Annotated in this window: 10 protein-coding genes; all 10 read right to left on the reverse strand. The window is 54.7% G+C overall.

Going from position 1 to position 18713, the window contains the following annotated elements; all coding sequences use genetic code 11:
• Window positions 1-31: 31 nt before the first annotated feature.
• The 10 genes from ABD920_RS20175 to ABD920_RS20220 all read right to left on the reverse strand — a co-directional run bounded on the left by ABD920_RS20175 (window position 32) and on the right by ABD920_RS20220 (window position 18325).
• Window positions 32-3085 (reverse strand): SusC/RagA family TonB-linked outer membrane protein, encoded by a 3054-nt coding sequence (locus ABD920_RS20175; protein ID WP_345162371.1) that lies wholly within the window; start codon window positions 3083-3085, stop codon window positions 32-34.
• A 481-nt stretch (window positions 3086-3566) separates the two neighbouring features.
• Window positions 3567-4382, reverse strand: coding sequence for a 3-keto-disaccharide hydrolase (locus ABD920_RS20180; protein ID WP_345161644.1), 816 nt, complete (start codon window positions 4380-4382; stop codon window positions 3567-3569).
• A 929-nt stretch (window positions 4383-5311) separates the two neighbouring features.
• A complete protein-coding gene (locus ABD920_RS20185) occupies window positions 5312-6322 on the reverse strand; it encodes a GntR family transcriptional regulator (RefSeq protein ID WP_345161646.1) in 1011 nt (336 codons plus the stop codon).
• Between the two features lie 823 nt (window positions 6323-7145).
• Complete coding sequence (locus tag ABD920_RS20190; RefSeq protein ID WP_345161648.1) at window positions 7146-10490, reverse strand: glycosyl hydrolase; 3345 nt, start codon at window positions 10488-10490, stop codon at window positions 7146-7148.
• Between the two features lie 274 nt (window positions 10491-10764).
• On the reverse strand, window positions 10765-11358 hold the full coding sequence (locus tag ABD920_RS20195) for a LutC/YkgG family protein (protein ID WP_345161650.1): 594 nt from the start codon (window positions 11356-11358) through the stop codon (window positions 10765-10767).
• A complete protein-coding gene (locus ABD920_RS20200; RefSeq protein WP_345161652.1) occupies window positions 11351-12733 on the reverse strand; it encodes a lactate utilization protein B in 1383 nt (460 codons plus the stop codon). The genes ABD920_RS20195 and ABD920_RS20200 overlap by 8 nt, the downstream gene beginning before the upstream one ends.
• Window positions 12730-13470 (reverse strand): (Fe-S)-binding protein, encoded by a 741-nt coding sequence (locus tag ABD920_RS20205; RefSeq protein WP_345161654.1) that lies wholly within the window; start codon window positions 13468-13470, stop codon window positions 12730-12732. Before ABD920_RS20205 ends, ABD920_RS20200 begins: the two co-directional genes overlap by 4 nt.
• Window positions 13467-14861: an FGGY-family carbohydrate kinase gene (locus ABD920_RS20210; RefSeq protein ID WP_345161656.1), complete on the reverse strand. Its 1395-nt coding sequence runs from the start codon at window positions 14859-14861 to the stop codon at window positions 13467-13469. Before ABD920_RS20210 ends, ABD920_RS20205 begins: the two co-directional genes overlap by 4 nt.
• A 2-nt stretch (window positions 14862-14863) precedes the next feature.
• On the reverse strand, window positions 14864-16138 hold the full coding sequence (locus ABD920_RS20215) for a sugar isomerase (protein ID WP_345161658.1): 1275 nt from the start codon (window positions 16136-16138) through the stop codon (window positions 14864-14866).
• A gap of 60 nt (window positions 16139-16198) precedes the next feature.
• Window positions 16199-18325, reverse strand: coding sequence for a bifunctional aldolase/short-chain dehydrogenase (locus ABD920_RS20220; protein WP_345161661.1), 2127 nt, complete (start codon window positions 18323-18325; stop codon window positions 16199-16201).
• Window positions 18326-18713: the final 388 nt, after the last annotated feature.

The following is an 18713-nucleotide window of genomic DNA, read 5'->3' on the forward strand; positions in this document are numbered from 1 at the left end:
TGTCAGAATAAATTTTAAGTACAGGTTTGTATTAGAAGTTCAGATTAACCCCGAGGGTGTAGGTACGCGGAACCGGGTAGTTGGAAAGGTCAATTCCCTGGCTCAGGTTACCGCCGTCGCTATTTCCCGCCGAGTTACCACTTGTCTCCGGGTTAGGACCGCCCGTGTAGTTGGTAAATACATAAGCCTGCTGAATAGACGCGTACAGTCTGGCTGACTTGATAAACTTTGTGATCGCACCGACAGAGTACCCTAGTGTGATGTTTCTGATTGTAAAATAAGACGCATCCTCAATAAAGTGACTACTCATCCAGTCTCTTTCAATACCTGTCACGTTACCGCCTCCCACTGTTGTACCGAACTTGCCGTCGCCCGGGTTGTCCACTGATCTGAAGCGGTTCTTAACACCCTCCACCATATTGAAAACACCGTCCAGGTTGGCTGTGCTATACAGGTGGCGAACCAGGAGCTGGTTGCCATAAGAACCGGAGCCTACAATGCTCATATCAAACTTGCCGTACTGGAAGTTGTTGGTGATGCCGTAAATGAAATCAGGGAAGGGATTGCCGATGATGGTACGGTCGTCGTTGTCTCCGCCGTAGGTAATCACCCCATCGCCGTTAATATCCCGCAACTTGATACTTCCCACCGTTGAACGGCCAGGGACCTGCGGAGAATTGTTGAGGTCTTCCTCGTTCATATACAGACCTTCCTTTACCAGACCATAAAACTGGCCAAAGGGCTGCCCCACCTGGGTGATATGGAAAGTCCCGTACACCCTGTCAATTCCTTCGGCCAGGGCCACTACCTTGTTCCGGTTGAAGGAGATGTTGGCATTGGTTGTCCAGTTGAATTTGCCTTCGGTGTTCCGGGTAATGAGCGCAAATTCGTGTCCCCAGAAATCTATCTCCCCGATGTTGTCATTGAAGTTAGAAAAGCCAGACTCCTGCGGCACCTGCACACTGTAAAGCAAATTGGTGGTTGTCTTTTTATAGAAATCATATATGAACTGTACCCTGTCGTTGAACAGGCCCAGGTCCAGGCCAATGTCAAATTGCTTGGTGGTTTCCCAGCCCAGGTTGGGGTTAGACAGAGAGGTCACAACCGCCCCAGGGGCAACCGTATTGCCGAAAGCCGCATTCACCGTATTGTTCACAAGGGCATACTGGGTATAGTTACCTATGTTGTTATTGCCTGTCACACCATAGCTGGCCCGCACTTTTGCAAAGGAAACCTGGCTGACATCCTGCAGGAAGGGCTCTTTAGACATGATCCACCCAACGGAAGCAGAGGGGAAAGTACCCCACCGGTTCTCCTCCCCGAAGCGGGAAGAACCGTCGCTTCGGACAGCGGCACTAAATAAGTATTTTCCCTGATAGTTGTAGGTAAGCCTTGACAGAAAGGAGGTCAGGCTCCACTCTTCCACGCCGCTGAAGGTGCCGCCCCTGTTTATGTTGAGGCCCGCCTGCACAGTAGGCAGCCGGTCATCGGCATAAGTGTCGACCGCAATGCGGGTCCTGTCATACCGGAACCGCTGGTTCGTAAATCCACCCAACAGCTCGAAACTATGATCGTTGAAGCTCTTGCTATAGGTCGCCAGGTTCTCGTTCAGCCAGGTAATGGATTTGGAGTTATCCCTGATGGAAGCCGCTGTGGTCGGTATAGGGGTGTTAATGCTACTGGTTGCTGTGGAAGGGTTGAAAAAGAAGAATTCAGAGTTCGACGTCTCCACATTGAAGGTAGACTTCAGCACCAGCCCTTCCAGAGGCTCATACTGCACATATGCGTTCGAGAGCAGGCCAATCGTTTCGGTTTCGTTCACCAGTTCTTCCGCTGCCCTTACCCAGTTGGGATAGGCGAAAATATTGCCGGTTTCTGCAGGGAACCTGTTGAACAGGGTCAATTCCCCGTTTTCATCATAGATAGGCATGACTGGCCAGGTGTGCAATGCATTGAAAAGAATACCTGTCCCCCTGTCTCCGTCTGTTCTTGGCGTATTATCGAAAATATAGGAAGGGGCAATGTTCAATCCAATCCTCACTTTATCAGACACCTCGTAATCGGAATTGAGACGCGCGGAGTATCTTTTGTACTCGTTATTCAAAACAACCCCTTCCTGATCGAAGACGCCGAGTACCAAGGCTGTGTTTAACTTGTCTTTGTTGGAGGTGATGGATAAATCGTAACTCTGGATAGGAGCCGTCCGCAGCAAAGCACCGTACCAGTCGTTGTTTTTGCCTTCATACTGTGAAGGATCCTGGAAAACCTCCGGCACAGGCTGGCCTGCATCCTCGTAATACTCCTTCTTGAACTGGGCGAACTCGTCGGCCTCCAGCATATCTATCCTGCCCCGCTCGGGCACTTTCTGTATACCGCGGTAGGCGCTGAAACTGACGTTTGTCTGGCCTGCCGATCCCTTTTTAGTTGTGATAAGCACCACCCCGTTCGCTGCCCTCGAGCCATATAAGGAGGTGGAAGCCGCATCCTTCAGGATCGTGATGTCCTGTATCTCGTTCGGGTTGATCGCCCCTATACCGCCTGTGATCGGGAAACCGTCCACCACGTACAGCGGATCGCTTCCGCCGGTAACAGACAACTGCCCTCGTATCCTGACGGACATACCCTGGCCGGGCTTGCCCGTTGCCTGGTTTATCTGAACTCCAGCCAGTTTGCCCTGCAACTTCTGCGTTACCTGCGATACCGGTATGTCTTTTATCTCCTTGGTACTGATGGTCTGTACAGACCCTGTTACCTCCTCCTTTAGCTGGCTGCCGTAGCCCACTACCACTACTTCCTGCAGGGCTTCGGTGTCGTCGCCCAGTTGCACGTTAACAGTGGAGCGGTTGTTGATCGCCACTTCCTTGTTCTCGAAACCTATATAGGAAAAAACCAGCGTGCCGTTCCCATTGGGCACATTAATCGAGTAAGTACCATCCGCGCTGGTGGGAGCGGCTGTGGAGGTCCCCTTCAGAACAACCGTGACGCCGGGCAAGGCATTACCGCTTTCGTCCGTAACCTTACCCGTCACCGCGGTGCCCTGCCCAAGCACAGTGGTCATCGAAAAAAACAGAAGATAAAGCACCATCAAGTACCGCATCTTTTTTAGTAAATAGTTCTTCATTGCTTCTTAGTTTATAGTTAAACCTTCATTAGTAGAGATCACAAGCCCATCGCATGGCATCGGAATAGCAATTATATTTAAAACAATAATTATATAATTTTTCAGTAGTAAGCAGCCTACGGCCCGATCCGTGCGGCAGCGTTAACTGCCACAGAACCACAAAGGCATTATAGATAATTTTGAATATTATAAATAAGTAATATAAAGCTTGATTGCCCTGTCGCGGCTTTTCCTTGAATATCCCAAAGCCAGCCTATGCAGCAGTTTTGAATAAAGGCTCCCTTTCACAGCTCCTGGAGTAGCCTTGCTGCGTTGATTCTACTTAATGTTAAGTTAGGTTTTAATACTTATCCATCTGTCCTGAACTGTCCTGTAATTGGCTTGATTTTGTTTGGTTCTGATAGAAACCGATCAACTGCCTTAGCAAAGTTGGCCGATCATCCTGCTACAGTTGCTTTAGCCGCAGGTTCCGGTACTCTACCTTCATGGGCGGGCCAACGTGTACCTGCACCCCCAGTGCCCCTTTCATCTGGCGGTTTACGGTATCGTTATCTGTCACATCGCTCATCAGCACCCCATTGACGTAGTGTTGCAACCTGTTGCCCTTCACTACTAGATGGAAATCATTCCAGTCCTCGCTTTTGATCAAGGCCTGTAACGAATCCGGCTCCCCTAACGAACCGGTGATGTCCCTCCCGAGCCAGGCATTGTTCTTAATATTGTCCCGCAGCGTGCCCGCCGGTTTCTCCTGCGGATTTATTAAAACCTCCTCGCCGCGATAAGCCAGCGTAGTTCTCCCGCGCTCTTCATAGTTTTGCCCGGTGTAGCGTATTTTCCCATCTATATCGGCCTGGTAGCCCTTCAGGGCGAACGGAATACTGTCTAACTCAACGCTTCGGTAGTTAACTCCTGTGTTCCCATCTTCAGTGATCCGGAATTCTCCTTTCAGCTCAAAGTCTGCGGGTTGGCCGCCTTGCCAGATCAGAAAAGTATTCCGCTTCAGCGGCTTGTCGGGCGTCACCTCCCCTACCAGGTTCCCGTTTTCTACCCTCCAGTAGGCCGTGTCTCCCTTCCATCCCTCCAGGGTCTCCCCGTTGAGTAACTGCACGTAGCCAGGCTCCGCTTCTGCTGTGTTCTCTTCCAGTGCGGTCGCTCCCTCTTCCGGTTTATCCTTGCCAGGCGAATCGCAACCGCTTATCATGAAGGTGGCGAGCATTATTCCCACCTGAACTGGTTTGAAATGGAGTAGATTCTTTCTCATGCGTTTTATATATAGGATAGATCTTCGTTAGCAGGGCGTCAGGGCAGCTATAATAATTTGAGCTTTGCTCATATTCCCTTGTTTAGTTAAATCTAATGTGTTTCCCTCAGACAACTGTCATGTACTGTGCTGAGGACAGCTATTCTCTGTTGGTTTTGGCGTGAAGCCGGCTATATGTTCCCTGAGAAGGATGCTCCTTTTATGTTGCCGGGCCAAAGGTGGGCGCAGGGGCAGGAAGCGCAGCAGTGGCGCTGCTGCACGCGCGAAGCCTTGCAAGTGTGATAAGGGCATCTACAAATCACGGGTACCCGCCTGATAATAAACGATTTAACAAGATCAGACACCCCGGCTATCCCTTCAGGAACAAGGCTTCTCAACACTTTCACCGGCTTCGCTCAACTTCAGCGGAAAAGTGCACAACATCTGATGAAAGCTACCAGGCAGTGCCGCAGTTCCCAGTTGTGTGTCAAGTAATCAGTTATATATAAATACTTTTGATGGATTTTTATATATAACTGATTACCTACTACTACCCCTGTCACCTGCATACGGCGCACGAAGCTATTCTACAGCACCTGCCCCTACAGGGAGGGGAATCCGCAGGCAGGTTAGGTGCAGGGCGCATGAACCCACGGAGGTGCGTATAAGGCTGGGCGATTACTTCAGAAAAGGATAAAGTTCAGGAGCGGGTAAAATGGCAGCAGGCCCAGTAGTGCCTTTGGAATCAGCGGCTGATATATGGGCAGCAAATCGGGGATAGTATAAAACCTGCTCCCACAGAAAATAGCCTGCAATTCCCAACCCGGGATAAGTAAAAATCAACTACTGAACAGAACCGCACTACAACAGGCCGCACTTTTTATATACCCTCTTTCAACCAGAGCCTGAGCGAGCTCAGGTACAAAGTAAGGCACCGGTGAGGGAAAGATCTAGAGGGAGCCGCGCCGGATCACCTGGAAGGGATTCTTTACTTTCGCGTGCTTGCGCTCCAGCAGTAAAGTGGCTGCCATAAACCCCATCACCTCAAAATCAGTCGTGACCACGGTAATGTCCAGCAGTTCTTTCGAGGTAGTTTCGTTGAAAGATATAATCCCGATGTCCTGCCCTAACGTCAGGTCCAGCCCCCTGCTTTTCTTGATGATATCCGCCAGGTCCGTTTCCTCCACCACCAGATACGCCGTGCCCGGGGACGGGATTTCGTCGAAGGTATTCTCCAGGATGGCGAAATCCTTGTTATAGCAATTGCAGAACAGCCGGAACCCCTGCATGATCTCAATTGGGTAATGCTCGCAAAAGGGGAATATCAAAACGAGCTTCTGGTATTTAGCCAGTAAGTCCACAGCCGACTCAAGTGCTTTGAAAATATCCTTGCTGAAATCCTGGTACACGGCCAGGTATTTCCCTTCCAGCCCGGGCAGGTCTTTATCGAGGATAACCAGTTCTTCCTTCGGGATGCGCTTTATAGCGGGCATGTACTCCTTTTTATCAGCCCCGTGGAAGAAATGCGGCATAATCACGTAGTAGTTGTATTTGCCTAAGTTCTTATTGATGATTTCCTCGAACAGATGCGCGTCGTAGTGGTGAATTTGCAAATCGACGGTAGCTTTATCGCCCAGGCCTTTCAGGAAGGCATAGTAAATAATCTTCTTATAGGAGCTCAGCTTGTTGAACACCAGGAGGACTTTTATCTTTTTTATCTCATTAGAAGCAACGAAATACCCTTTCCCGTGCACTGATACAATATACCCCTGCTCTTTGAGTTCCCGATAGGCTCTTTCCACTGTGTCGCGCGCAAGCAGGTGCTCCTCACTCAGCTCATTGATTGAAGGCAGTTGCTCGTCTACTTTCAGAATCCCTCTTTCTATATCATTTATGATAGACTGAATTATCTGCTTGTATTTGGGCGTCTTACAGGAAAGGCTGAGCTTGGTCTGATACATTATCTTTTGCTTTTAGTTTGTAAGAAAGAATAAAAGTAACGCCCCCGGCATCAAGGGGTCTTAAGCGTTGAAGATCCCGGGTGTTCTTTCCACAGCTTATCAAAAAAGCTACAGAATATCGTTGGCCAGACAGGCAATCCCTTGCTGTCGCTACAAAAAGCGTAGCGGTTCAATGGAATCCGGCACTTTCCCTTCAGGCTGCACGCTTGCAAGTGCGAAGGATTGTGTTAACGAACACACAGCTTGCATTAAAAGATCCCTGCGTTTCTGAGAATTGCCTGTAGCCTTTACAATTGTAAAGATAATTTCATGAGTGACCAAACACTTTTGACTAAATTTTAGCAGCAGATACGATATATGGCACTGAAGGAAAGGAAGATGAGACAGGCCGGGGAGAAAATCGCAGGTTAAACATCAAGTTGCCTCGCCGTACCGGCAGAGACCAGCGCCGCATGAGCAGGCAGCATGTAGTTTCGCGTCGCAGCATGCGCCTGCCTGCTCCTCAGTACCCCATATATAGCTGAGGTTTTTTTCACGGGAATGCAGGCAGCATGTATTCACACTGCCCCTCCCGGTGATTCGGGAACGTTTCCTGATATAAATGAGGGGGTACGCAAGATCGGTTAAGTAGCTCCGGCCCCGGATGCTGCAGCAACTTCCACGAGGTAAAAGCACCCGTGGCAGGCAATCAGACGGCTCTTATACCCAGCCGCCTGAACCCTTTTCCATATATGGCTTCATCCTTTTGAATAAAAGGGCAGCGCCATTTTTACCTAGCTAGAATAGGAAGTATATAGGGAAAGGAAGTATATAGGTTCTGATCTTATTTTTGACTTACGGCAATGACTTTCACCGGCCCCAGCAACCCGGAGGGCAGTAAGGGTGAATCGGCCTGGTAGAAGGGCATGGTGGTGTAGGTTATTTTCTCCTTCACGTCCGGCTGCTGGTCGCCGATCAGCCTGTTCACCCACAGGTTGGTTACTTTCACCTCCAGCGTGTTCCTGCCCCTTTTCAGGGCATCGGTCACATCCACCTGGTAGGGTTTTTTCCAGACAACGCCCAAGGGTTTTCCATTCACGACAACCTCCGCCAGGTTCTCCACCTCGCCCAGGTCCAGCCATATATGGCCATCTTTATCTCGAAGCCAGCTTCGGGGAACCTGTATCGTATTGGTATAGGTTGCCGTCCCGGAAAAATACTTCACACCCGGGTCAGCGCTCTCCGTTAAGGATTTCAATTCATCGAAGGTGGCATTGGCCGGGGCGCCTCGATTCGGTTCGAATGCGACTTGCCAGGTGCCGTCCACTGTTGCCAGTTGCTGCTCTGTTGTTGGCGGCAAGGTGACAGTTGATTCGGTTGCCGGTGACGAGAACACCACAAACACGGCATCATGGGGCTGCAACGGGAGCGTTACCCTGGTGGTGCCATCGGCTATAGCGTAAGAGGCCGGTTCTTTCTTGCCTGTTTCAGGGTGCCATATATACGGAACCTTGCCCGTCACGCGGAAGGTGGCGGCTACGGTTTCTTTCCTGTCGTTCCGGTTATTCACCCAGTAGATATCACCGTCCTCTAATTTCCGGTGCACGTAGAGTAGCCTGGTGTCTTCCTGTGGCTTGGTATAGGCAAAGTCAGGGGCAATATCGAGTGCAGGAAGCACTTCGCTCAAGGCTTTGCCGGTATGCACGCGTGGGTTGTTTGATCCCCAGATTCCATCGACAATTTTGTTGAATTCTGTCTGATCATCCTTTAAGCTGGGGGTGCCTTCGGGCTTCACACCAGCAATCGTGGCCCCAGCCTTCACCAGGCCTCTTAGTTTGCGCAGCACGGGCAACGACATTTTTCGGGCATGATCACCCAATACCAGCACCTGGTAGCTCATGCCGCTTGGCGTCACGAGCCTCCCGTCTTTTACAGTCAGCAGATTGACAAGCGCATCCGCATTAATAAAATCATAGCCGTAGCCCTCCGGAACATCCGGCAGCTTTTTGCCATACAAGGCCGTGATGTTGCTGTCTTCCCCATAATAGTAAACCACATCGGCTACAAACTTGCCCTGCTGCAGCATATGGCTGCTGCGCGCGAGGTAATCGGTCCAGGCCTTCGCCTGATCTGCCCATGTTTCGTGGCGATTGAACCACTGGCCGAACGGCCCCAGGCCAAGGCCCGGGATTTTATCATCTACTGGCTGGTGTACGGAGGTATGAATCACGAACCTGTTCAAGCCGCTCGCCAGCTCCAGATCAGCAGTCGGTTTCAGTTTTCCCGGTGAATAGGCCCAGGCATTGCCTCCGGGGCCAAAAGCAGTGAGCGATTCCGCGGCAACCAGGTTCTGCCCATATATATGGGCCACCGATGCCGACTCCCGGATGTCCGCCTCGTGCATGGTTGATCCTCCTCCAATCCCACCGGGTGTCCACATCGCAGACATCGGCACGGCGGCGGTACGCTTTACCTCCATCCCATCCGCAATCAGCGCACGTCCGTTTTCGTGCGACTCGGAGTAGCGCTTCATGCCATATTGCTGCAATATGTTGGTCAGCCCATCGTAATGATACTCGGAAACCATATCGCTCAGCGTCTTGCGGTAGTCCCAGAGAAACTGCTCGCTTGCTTCCGCGCTCTTTACCACATGGCCCGTCAGCACAGGCATCCAGGGAATCATGCTGTAGCCACGCCGCTTCTCGAACTCCTGCAGCATATGGCCGGTCCAGTTCTGCGCACCCGCTTCCCAACTGTCCGTTATCATATATTGCAGGCCGCCTTTGTCCCCCATCAGGCCGCCGGTGGCGTTCTTGTATTGCTCCAGGTAATTTGTAAAATACCTGTTGATGGCCGCCGGGTCGAGCTTGTCCACTTCTAGGCCGGTGGCCTCCGGTGATGCCGGATGGTTGTTGATGCCGAGCAGCGAATAGCCAAAGCGCACGATGTTCCAGTTCCCTTTCGGAGCAGTCCAGTGAAGCGTGCCATCAGACTTCATCCTGTCTGTTACATCGATCACATCGCCTGTTGTAACCACATCGGCTGTGGCGGGGGTCGCTTTGGCATATAAATCGGTGGCGGGGGCAAAAGCGGCCTTTTCCTCGAACATGTTGATGCGGGAGGCTGTGTGCAACGCTAGCTCTGCAATGTCTGTCCCGGCGGGGGCTTTGGGCGCTTCCCCTCCCCCCATGATAGCGCCGAAGTTGAAAGGTGCCGGAGGATTTTTCACAGTCACCCTGAAATACTTTGCCGTGGTGGCCGGAATCGCGATCGTCTGCTGCAACACGTTCCCGGCAGGTATATAGGCTACCTGCTTAAAGTTTTTCCCGTCATCACTTACTTCCAGGCTGCGCGTGTCCTTAAATTCACCGAACAGGCCGAAAGGCCCCTTATCTCCACCGCCCACCATGGTGATGGCTTTGATGGTCTGGGGCTGCGCAAAGGCAAACTGTATCCAGCCATATCCTGCTGTCGTGTCGGCGGGCAACATGCGCGTTTCCCCCACATCGCCATCGGTCAGCTGGGCCAAGTTAAAACTCCCGCCGCTGGATGAGACAACCGGCTTCAACTCACGCAGCGCCTTGTCAGCCTCCGGCAGTTTATATGCGACTACGGCAATGTCTTTGTATATAGAAGGCAATTCCCCGTGCTCTGCTTCCCCACCTATGCCAGGTTGCTTGGGTATATGCTGAAACGGCCCGGTCACGGCAGGCGGCTTTGCCAGGCTGATGTTCGATGCACCGCCCTTCACACGCGTTTCGCTCCACACCAGCTTTTTCATGCCATCCTCGGGCTTCACCCAGGGGCCGCCGCTCTCACTCCAACCCGGCGAACCGGCAATGGCCATCTCCAGCCCCAGCGAATCGGCAAGCTTTGTTGTGAACAGAAAAGCTTCCTTCCAGGCGGGCGTCATATAGGTCAGGCGGTTCTCCACAATCTGCGGCGTCGCCAGGCTGGCATCAAAGTTCTGGAAGCCTCCAATGCCCGAACGGTGCATCCATGCAAGGTCTTTCCGGATACCCTCTTTGGTTACGTTGCCGTTCATCCAGTGCCACCATACCCTGGGCTTGGCCGCGTTGGCGGGCGTCACAAAGTCTGCATATAACTTATCTTCTTTTGCCCTGGCTGTCTGGGAAAAGGCTGCGGTAGAGGCAAACAGGGCCGCCGAAATAGCTATGATTATTTTCATCAGACAAGTTGGCTTAGTAACAGGAAACATGGTTTTCATCCTCAGGAATCAATGATCACCACACGGAATTTTATTCGTTCATTCTAACGTGGCCGCATTCAGTTCCTGTGCCGGCTCTTTAGCGAGCGTTAGAAACTAGAACCCGCAGGCCAACCTGCATGCTCTCCAAGCCGCCTGCTAGAAAGGTGCGGGCGCAGGAGCATAAGAAAACTAAAAATCATACTGAAACCGGCCTCTTGCATCAAAAACCTGCCTGGCTGAAGCAGGCGCCAGGCTATAGCTTCTCCATCAGAAAGACGCACAGTGTCCGGGGGCCGTGTGCGCCCAGCACCAGCGACTGCTCGATGTCGGCCGTCTTGGAAGGGCCGGCGATGAACGTGCCGAAACCATACTCCTGCGCCCCGATCACGTCATAGGCCTGGTGCATCAGGGGAACTAACCGCTCCTGCGGAACCACCAGGGCCAGGTGCTGGCAGATGAACGGCAGCACGCGCAGCGGGAGGTGGGTATCCGTCACCCAAAGGGCACTGTTCTCCGCCACCCCGAACTGCGCGGGCAATACAGCCAGGTCTACATCCGCGAAAGTGTGCGGGTCTGCGCCCGGTGCAACAGATGCTTCCGCCATATCTGCCAGTTCCGGAAAGGCAGCGACGATTCTTCTCGCGCCGCTGTACTCTTTCAAAAGGATCTGTTTCACCTCCTCCAGGTCTTTCACCCGGAACACCTTGCTGCCGATGCTCACCGCCACGCGCGCAAACTTCTCTGCCAGGTCCGCCTCCTCTGAAACAAAGGCAGGGACTTCCGGCAGGGGTTGGCGGGCGGGCTGGTTTCTGGCCACGGCGGCCAGGATGCTGTCTCTGCTATTCATTTTTTCCTTTCCTCTTTCTAAGGTACCACTCCCCAAACGACTCCTTCGGGGGCACGGGCATCTCGCGCTGCTTGTACCAGGGGTTGAGTTTGTTATTCACGGCGAAAGGCGCGTGGCGCATAAACCAACGCCCTGCCTTACCCGCCAGCTTAAAAGTGGTCGGCGAGGCAAAAACCTGCGTCATGGCCTGCATACCGATGGTTTTGGTGGTGTCTGCATAGCCTTCTTTCACGATCACCTGCCGCCATTTGTAGAGCTGGTCGTGGATATCGATCTTCACGGGGCACACGTTGGAGCAGGAACCGCAGAGCGTGGAGGCAAAAGGCAAATCGGCGTTCGCCTTCATGTCGAGGTTGGGCGCCAGGATCGCGCCGATCGGGCCGGCCACGGCCGTGTGGTAGCTGTGCCCGCCGCTCCGCCTATATACCGGGCAGGTGTTCATGCAGGCCCCACAGCGGATGCACTTCAGGGAGTTGCGGAAATCCTCTCTCCCCAGTTGCGTGCTCCGGCCGTTATCCACCAGCACCAGGTGCAGTTCATGCCCCTCCCGCGGTTTTTTGAAGTGGCTGGAGTACGTGGTGATGGGTTGCCCCGTGGCGCTCCGGGCCAGCAGCCGCAGGAACACGCCCAGGTGCTTCCGCTCCGGTATAATTTTCTCGATGCCCATGCAGGCGATGTGCACGTCGGCCAGGTGGGCGCCCATATCGGCGTTACCCTCGTTGGTGCAGATCACGAACTCGCCCGTCTCGGCCACGGCGAAGTTCACCCCCGTCAGCGCGGCGCGTCGGGTCAGGAAGGTCTCCCGCAAATGCTGGCGGGCGGCTTCCGTCAGCACCTGCGGGTCCGATATGCCGGCCGGGGTGCCGAGGTGCTCGTGGAAAAGCTCCCCGATCTCCTCCTTCTTCTTATGGATGCAGGGCAGCACGATATGGCTCGGCGGCTCCTTGGCTAGCTGCACGATGCGCTCCCCCAGGTCCGTGTCGATCACCTCAATGCCGTTCTCCGAAAGGTACTCGTTCAGGTGGCACTCCTCCGTGAGCATCGACTTGCTTTTCACCATGCGCCCCACCCCGTGCTTCTGGAGGATGGCGTGCACGATCTGGTTGTGCTCTGCGGCATCAGTTGCCCAGTGCACAATGATGCCGTTGGCTTTTGCGTTGGCTTCGAACTGCAGCAGGTACGCGTGCAGGTTGGACAGCACGTTGTGTTTGATCTGGGAGGCCGTCTCGCGCAGCAGTTCCCAATCCGGAATGGTATGGGCGGCCCTGTCCCGCTTCTGCCGGACAAACCACAGGGTCTCGTCGTGCCAGTTTACCCTGTCCTCGTCCGCATTAAAGGTGTCGGCCAGGGCGGCGTGGTCTTTTGTTTCTTTCATAGCTCCTGCGCGTTAAGGATTTCGGCGATGTGCAGCACCTTCACCTGGCTCTTCTGCCGGTGCAGGATGCCCTCCATGTGCATCAGGCAGCTCATATCCGAGGCGGTTATATAATCTGCTCCGTGCTGCACATGGTCCGCCACCCGGTCTTTCCCCATCTTCACGGACACGGCCTCCTCCGCGACACAAAACGTGCCCCCGAAGCCGCAGCACTCATCCTGGCGGGTAAGCTCCACCAACTCCAGCCCTTCAACCAAACGCAGCAACTGCTCCGGCTTGGAGAAAGCGGGCGCGACGAGTTCCGACATCTGGGCGAGTTTCAGGCCCCGCTGCCCGTGGCAGCTCTGGTGCAGGCCCACTTTGTGCGGAAAGCGCGCCTTCAGGCTGTCCACTTTCAGCACATCGGTCAGGAACTCGATCAGCTCATATACTTTCCCTCGCATGGCCTTCGCCTCAGCAGGGTACTTGTCTGAGTGCAGGTGGTCTTTCATGTGCAGCACACAGCTCCCGGATGGGGCCACGATATAGTCGAACTCCCTGAAATTCTTTATGAAGAGATCATTGCTCTCCTTCGTCAGGTGCTCGAAACCCGAGTTGGCCATGGGCTGGCCGCAGCAGGTTTGCTTCGGTGGGTACACCACCCGCACCCCCAGCTTCTCGAGCAGCTCCAGGGTGGCGATGGCGGCGTTGGGGTAAAACTGATCTACGTAACAAGGTATAAAGAGACCTACTGTCATAATTTGGCGTCGTGTGTGACGGCGTAGTATTTTAGTTCGATGATGTCGTTGGGCAGTGGCTTTGCGTTCCAGTGCCGGTGGATGGCCAGGGCGGTGCCAATGGCCGTTGCCTGTGCCATGGAGGCGGCAAAAACCTCTTTGTCGGGATAGGCGGCGGCCAGCAGGTTCATGTAGATGGCATTCTTGCTAAAGCCCCCGTCCACAAAGATCCGCTTCACGTCCGAGCCCTCCAGAACAAGCTGTGTGGAGGCGACCTGCTGCGTCACCAGGTCTAGGATAAACTGGTGATAGGCCTCGGTATCAGATGCAAAAGAGGCTAAGTCCCGCTGCGCAAACACCGACTCCTGCAAGCGGTTTTTAGAAGGCGTAGTACCCGATACCAGCGCTTGCTCCCGCTGTAGCTTGTTGATGATCTCAGGGTCGAAGGCCACCGTTTTGTAGTGGGCGGTATTCTGGTTGAAATGCGCCGCGATGCGTTTTACCTGCTGCTCGTGCTCGTATCCGCCGAAGAACCTGGCCGCCTTTACCGGCTTGCCCTTGTACTGCATAAACCGCAGGCAATCCCTCTGCAGCTCCTCCTTCGTGAGCGGTGTTGAATTGAACGGGTTCAGGCTGATGCACCAGGTTCCGGTGGAGAGCAGCACAAACGGCTCCTGGAAGTTGACCAGGTACGGAATCAGGGCCGCCGAGCTGTCGTGCAGGCCAACCCCGACCATATAATTGCTGCCCGGGAAAGTGGCGGGCACCACGCTGTCAGACGGAGCCAACGGCGCCATCTTCTCCAGCAGCCCCTCCTCCTTTACCCATGCATGGTAGGCTCCTTTCTGGAAATCCCACAGGTTGGTATGGCAGCCAATGCTCGTGATGTCGGAATACGCTTCCCCCGAGATGAGGTAGCTTAAATACTGGGGCAGGTGGAGGGCATACTTCATCTGCTTGAAAAGCTCTGGCTTCTCGTACTTCATGCGGTAAAGCTGCATGCCGGAGTTGAGGCTTCCCAACACAGGGGACGCTGTCACTTTCGTGAACTCCTCCTCGCCCCCGTAGGTATCGTAAAAATGCTTTTGCAGTTCCTCGGGGTAGGGCTTCAGATAGCTGTACAAAGGGCAAAGCGGCTTGCCCTCCTCGTCGATGCAGACAAAGCTGGCGCCGTAGGCGGAGAAGTTGATCGCTTTTACCTCGTACTCCTGTCTCCTGAACACTTCCCGCAGCGAGTTGTAAACCGAGAGCTGCAGGCTCTCCAGGTTTTCGCACGGGAAACCGTCCTCATCCACGATCTCAGTGAAGCGCGCCGATTTCTCATACACGATTTTATAGTTCTCGTCGAAGAGAAACAGCTTCTTGTTCGTTTTGCCTACATCGAAAATGGCGACTACAGGTATCTTTTGCATGGCTACAATCCGGTTGCAACGGTCTTCCGTCCGCGTTCCTTTATCAGGTTCTCTCTCACTTTCAGTTCCCGGAAAAATTGGAGCGGACGCAGCGCTGCTCCTGCGCGCAGGCGCGCCTCCGCCACCAGCGGGCGCACATCGGTGCGGTACGCCTCCTGCAGCACTTCCTGGCAGCGCGCCACGTCATTTTCCTGCTGCGCCGCAGCCAGCGCCTTGCGGTCCACCAGCAAGGCCTGCGCGTAGGCAATCATGATAGCCTCTACCGACTGCAGCAGGTCTTCGAGCGGGTCCTTCACGTTATGGGAGGCATCAATCATCCAGCCCAGGTCGGTGGCATGGTTCATCCCCCTGGCATCCATTCCCTCCAGCAGCTCGCTGAAAATCAGGAACAGCTGGTAGGGCTTGATGCTGCCCACCGTCAGGTCGTCGTCCCCGTACTTGGAGTCGTTGAAATGGAAACCGCCCAGCTTGCCCTCCATCAACAGCAGCGAAACGATCTGCTCAATATTGGCATTGGGCAGGTGATGGCCCAGGTCCACCAGGGTATAAGCCTTCGGCCCGAGCTTATTGGCATATAGCAGCGACTGCCCCCAATCACCCACCGTCATGGAGTAGAAATTCGGCTCAAACGCCTTGTACTCCACAAACATCTTCCAGTTTTCCGGGAGCGCGGCATACACTTCCTGCAGGCTTTCGAGGGTATTCTCAAAGGCTTTCCGGAAGTTGAGCTGCCCCGGGAAGCTGGAGCCGTCCGACAGCCACACCGTCAGCGAGTCAGAGCCCAGCGCGACACCGTGTTCGATCACCTCGATGTTGTGCTCCACGGCCTGCCGGCGCACCGCCTTGTCTACGTGTTGCATGGAGCCGAACTTGTAGCTCAATCCCTGGCCCGGCTGGTCCTGGAAGGTGTTGGAGTTCATGGCGTCGAAGCGCAGGCCATGCTGCGCGGCAAGCGCCTTTATATGAGAGGCATTCGTGGGAATATCCCAAGGGATGTGCAGGGAGATGGCGCCGCTGGCCCCATTCAGCCGGTGCAGCAGGCCAACGTCTTCTATCTTCTCCTCCAGGCTGCGCGGCTCGCCGCCACCCGGGAAGCGGCCGAAGCGCGTGCCTCCCGTACCCAGGGCCCAGGAGGGGATCGCCACCTGAAAGTCCATGAGCTTTTGGAGCACGCCCTCCACGTCCTTTACCGACGAGGCTGCAAAATCATACCTGCGGCTGTGCTCCTGCAGTTGTCCCTGGTTATACTCCTGTATGCTGTGTTTGTTAATCTGCATATACTGTGTGCTTTGGCTATATATGGGCATAAGGCTTCTGCCCATGCCCATCAAAATTCTCTACCTGACGAAGGCCATGGCCACCCCGCCGTCCACGTTCAGCACGTTCCCCGTCGACTTGCTCAGCAGGCCTCCGACAAAGGCGAAGCAGGCATTGGCGATGTCCTCCGGGAGGATGATCTCGTTGAGCAGCGTGCGCTTGGCATAGAAAGCAGGCAGTTCTTCCACCTTCACGCCGTAGGCCTTGGCGCGGCCCTCAGCCCAGCCGCCGGCCCATATGTTGCTGTCGCTGATCACGGCGTCCGGGTTCACCACGTTCACCCGTATCCTGTCACCGCCCAACTCAGCGGCGTTCAGCCTGCTCAGGTGCAGCTGCGCTGCCTTGGCCGAGCCGTAGCCGGCGTTGTTCGGGCCGGACACCAGGGCGTTTTTGCTCACGATGTTGAGCACGTCGCCGCCGATGTCCTGCTTGCGCAGCACCTCCGCCGCCGCCTGCGTTACTAAAAACTGCCCTTTCACCAGCACGTCGTACAGCAGGTCCCAGTCCTTCTCCGTGTGGTCCTCGATAGATTTGGAGATGGAGAGCCCCGCATTGTTTATGACTATGTCCACGCCCCCGAAGGCCAGGGCCGCTTCGTTGAATGCTTCCCTGATCTGGTCGTTCTTTGTCACGTCCAGCATGGCCGTGGCATAGGAATCCTTGCCATACTGGGCCTTGAACTCCTCGCCGGCGCCCTGCAGGCGTTCCTCGTTCATGTCATTCAGGACAACGACAGCGCCTTCCTCCACAAACTTTCGCGCGATGGCTTTGCCGATGCCGCCCGCGCTGCCAGTGATGAGGGCGATCTTGCCGGACAGGGCCTTGGGCTTCGGCATGCGCTGCAGCTTTGCCTCCTCCAGCAACCAGTACTCGATGTCAAAAGCCTCCTGCCGCGGCAGCGATGTATATTCCGATACCGCCTCGGCGCCTTTCATCACGTTGATGGCGTTGATGTAGAACTCAGAAGCCACCCGCGTGGTCTGCTTGTCCTTGGAGAAGGTGAACATCCCCACGCCCGGATACAGAATCACCACGGGGTTTTTATCGCGCACGGCCGGGCTGTTCGGGTGCCTGTGGTTCTCGTAGTAATCGGCGTACATCTGGCGGTAGGCCTCAAAGGCAGGCGCGAGCCTTTCCTTCAGCGCTTTTACGTCCGAGAGGTCCTCGTCCGGCTTCAGGTCCAGCACCAGCGGGCTGATCTTGGTGCGCAGGAAGTGGTCCGGGCAGCTGGTGCCCATCGGCGCGAGCCTGTCCAGGTCGTTGGAGTTGATGAACTCCAGCACCCGGGCATCGTCGGTGAAGTGGCCGACCATGTGGCGCTCACTGGAGCAGAAGCCGCGCAGCACGGGGGCCAGCGCGGCAGCCTGCTTTCTGCGGGCGCCCTCCTCCAGGCTCTGAATTTTTGCTCCTCCGAAAACCGGACCTTTCTTGCCGATGTGCTGCTCCAGGTACTCGGCGCAGCGCTCGATTACCTCTAATGTATTGATATAGCTTTCATAGGCCGTGTCACCCCAGGTAAACAGGCCGTGCGAGCCCAGCATGATGCCCCGGATGCCCGGGTTCTCATCGAGGCACTGGCGCAGCTGCAGCCCCAGGTCAAAGCCGGGGCGCTGCCAGCCTACCCAGCCGATGGTGCCCTCGAAAAGCTCCTGCGTGATCTGCTGCCCGTCTTTCGCGGCGGCGATGGCGATGGCCGCGTCCGGGTGCAGGTGGTCGATGTGCTTGAAGGGCAGGAAACCGTGCAGCGGCGTGTCAATGGAAGGGGCCTTGGAGCTCAGGTCGAAGATGCTGTGGTTAAAAAGCTCCACCATCTCGTCTTCGTGCTCAATACCCCGGTACACGTTCTTCAGGCTCCGCAGGCGATCCACATACAAGGCGGCCAGGCCGCTGCGCTTCAGGGTGCCCAGGTCGCCCCCGGACCCTTTCACCCACATCACTTCCGTTTCCTGGCCCGTCAGCGGGTCTTTGGCCATCGCCTTGCAGGAGGTGTTGCCCCCGCCGTAGTTGGTCAGCCGCAGGTCCGCCCCCAGCAGGTTAGACCTGTAGATAAGCAGGCCTACCTCATCGCCTGCAAGCCTGGCTGCTTCCTCTTCGTCCCACAGGTAGCTGACATGCTTGAATTCTGCCTTTGTTTTCGACTCTAACATATGCTTCGATTAATTTTATGTTGCGTTTCTATATTGCGTTTCCGTAGTTTACCATAGCTACGGAGAGTAAGATTACGGCTAACCCTTACTAAATGAAGGGCAGGAACTACTTCATACCTGCCAGGGCAGTAAAAAGGTCATCGCCTCCGAACGTTGCTCTCTTTTTAGCATAACCGCCGAATGCCCTGCCACTGTATCGTTAACAGCATGCACCACATTAAGTTAATGCGAAGCCTTTTCAGAAGCCTGGCCACTTATTTCACACCATTGTGACCACAAGGGTTGCCTCTTAAAACCCTTCTGAGCCCACGGATGAACTGGAAAATAACGCCTGCTACTGCCTGCGCAGACGTGCGAGAAAGTAGTTAAGCATAAATATAATCTTGAA

The sequence above is a fragment of the Pontibacter saemangeumensis genome (assembly GCF_039541895.1).
Classification (GTDB): domain Bacteria; phylum Bacteroidota; class Bacteroidia; order Cytophagales; family Hymenobacteraceae; genus Pontibacter; species Pontibacter saemangeumensis.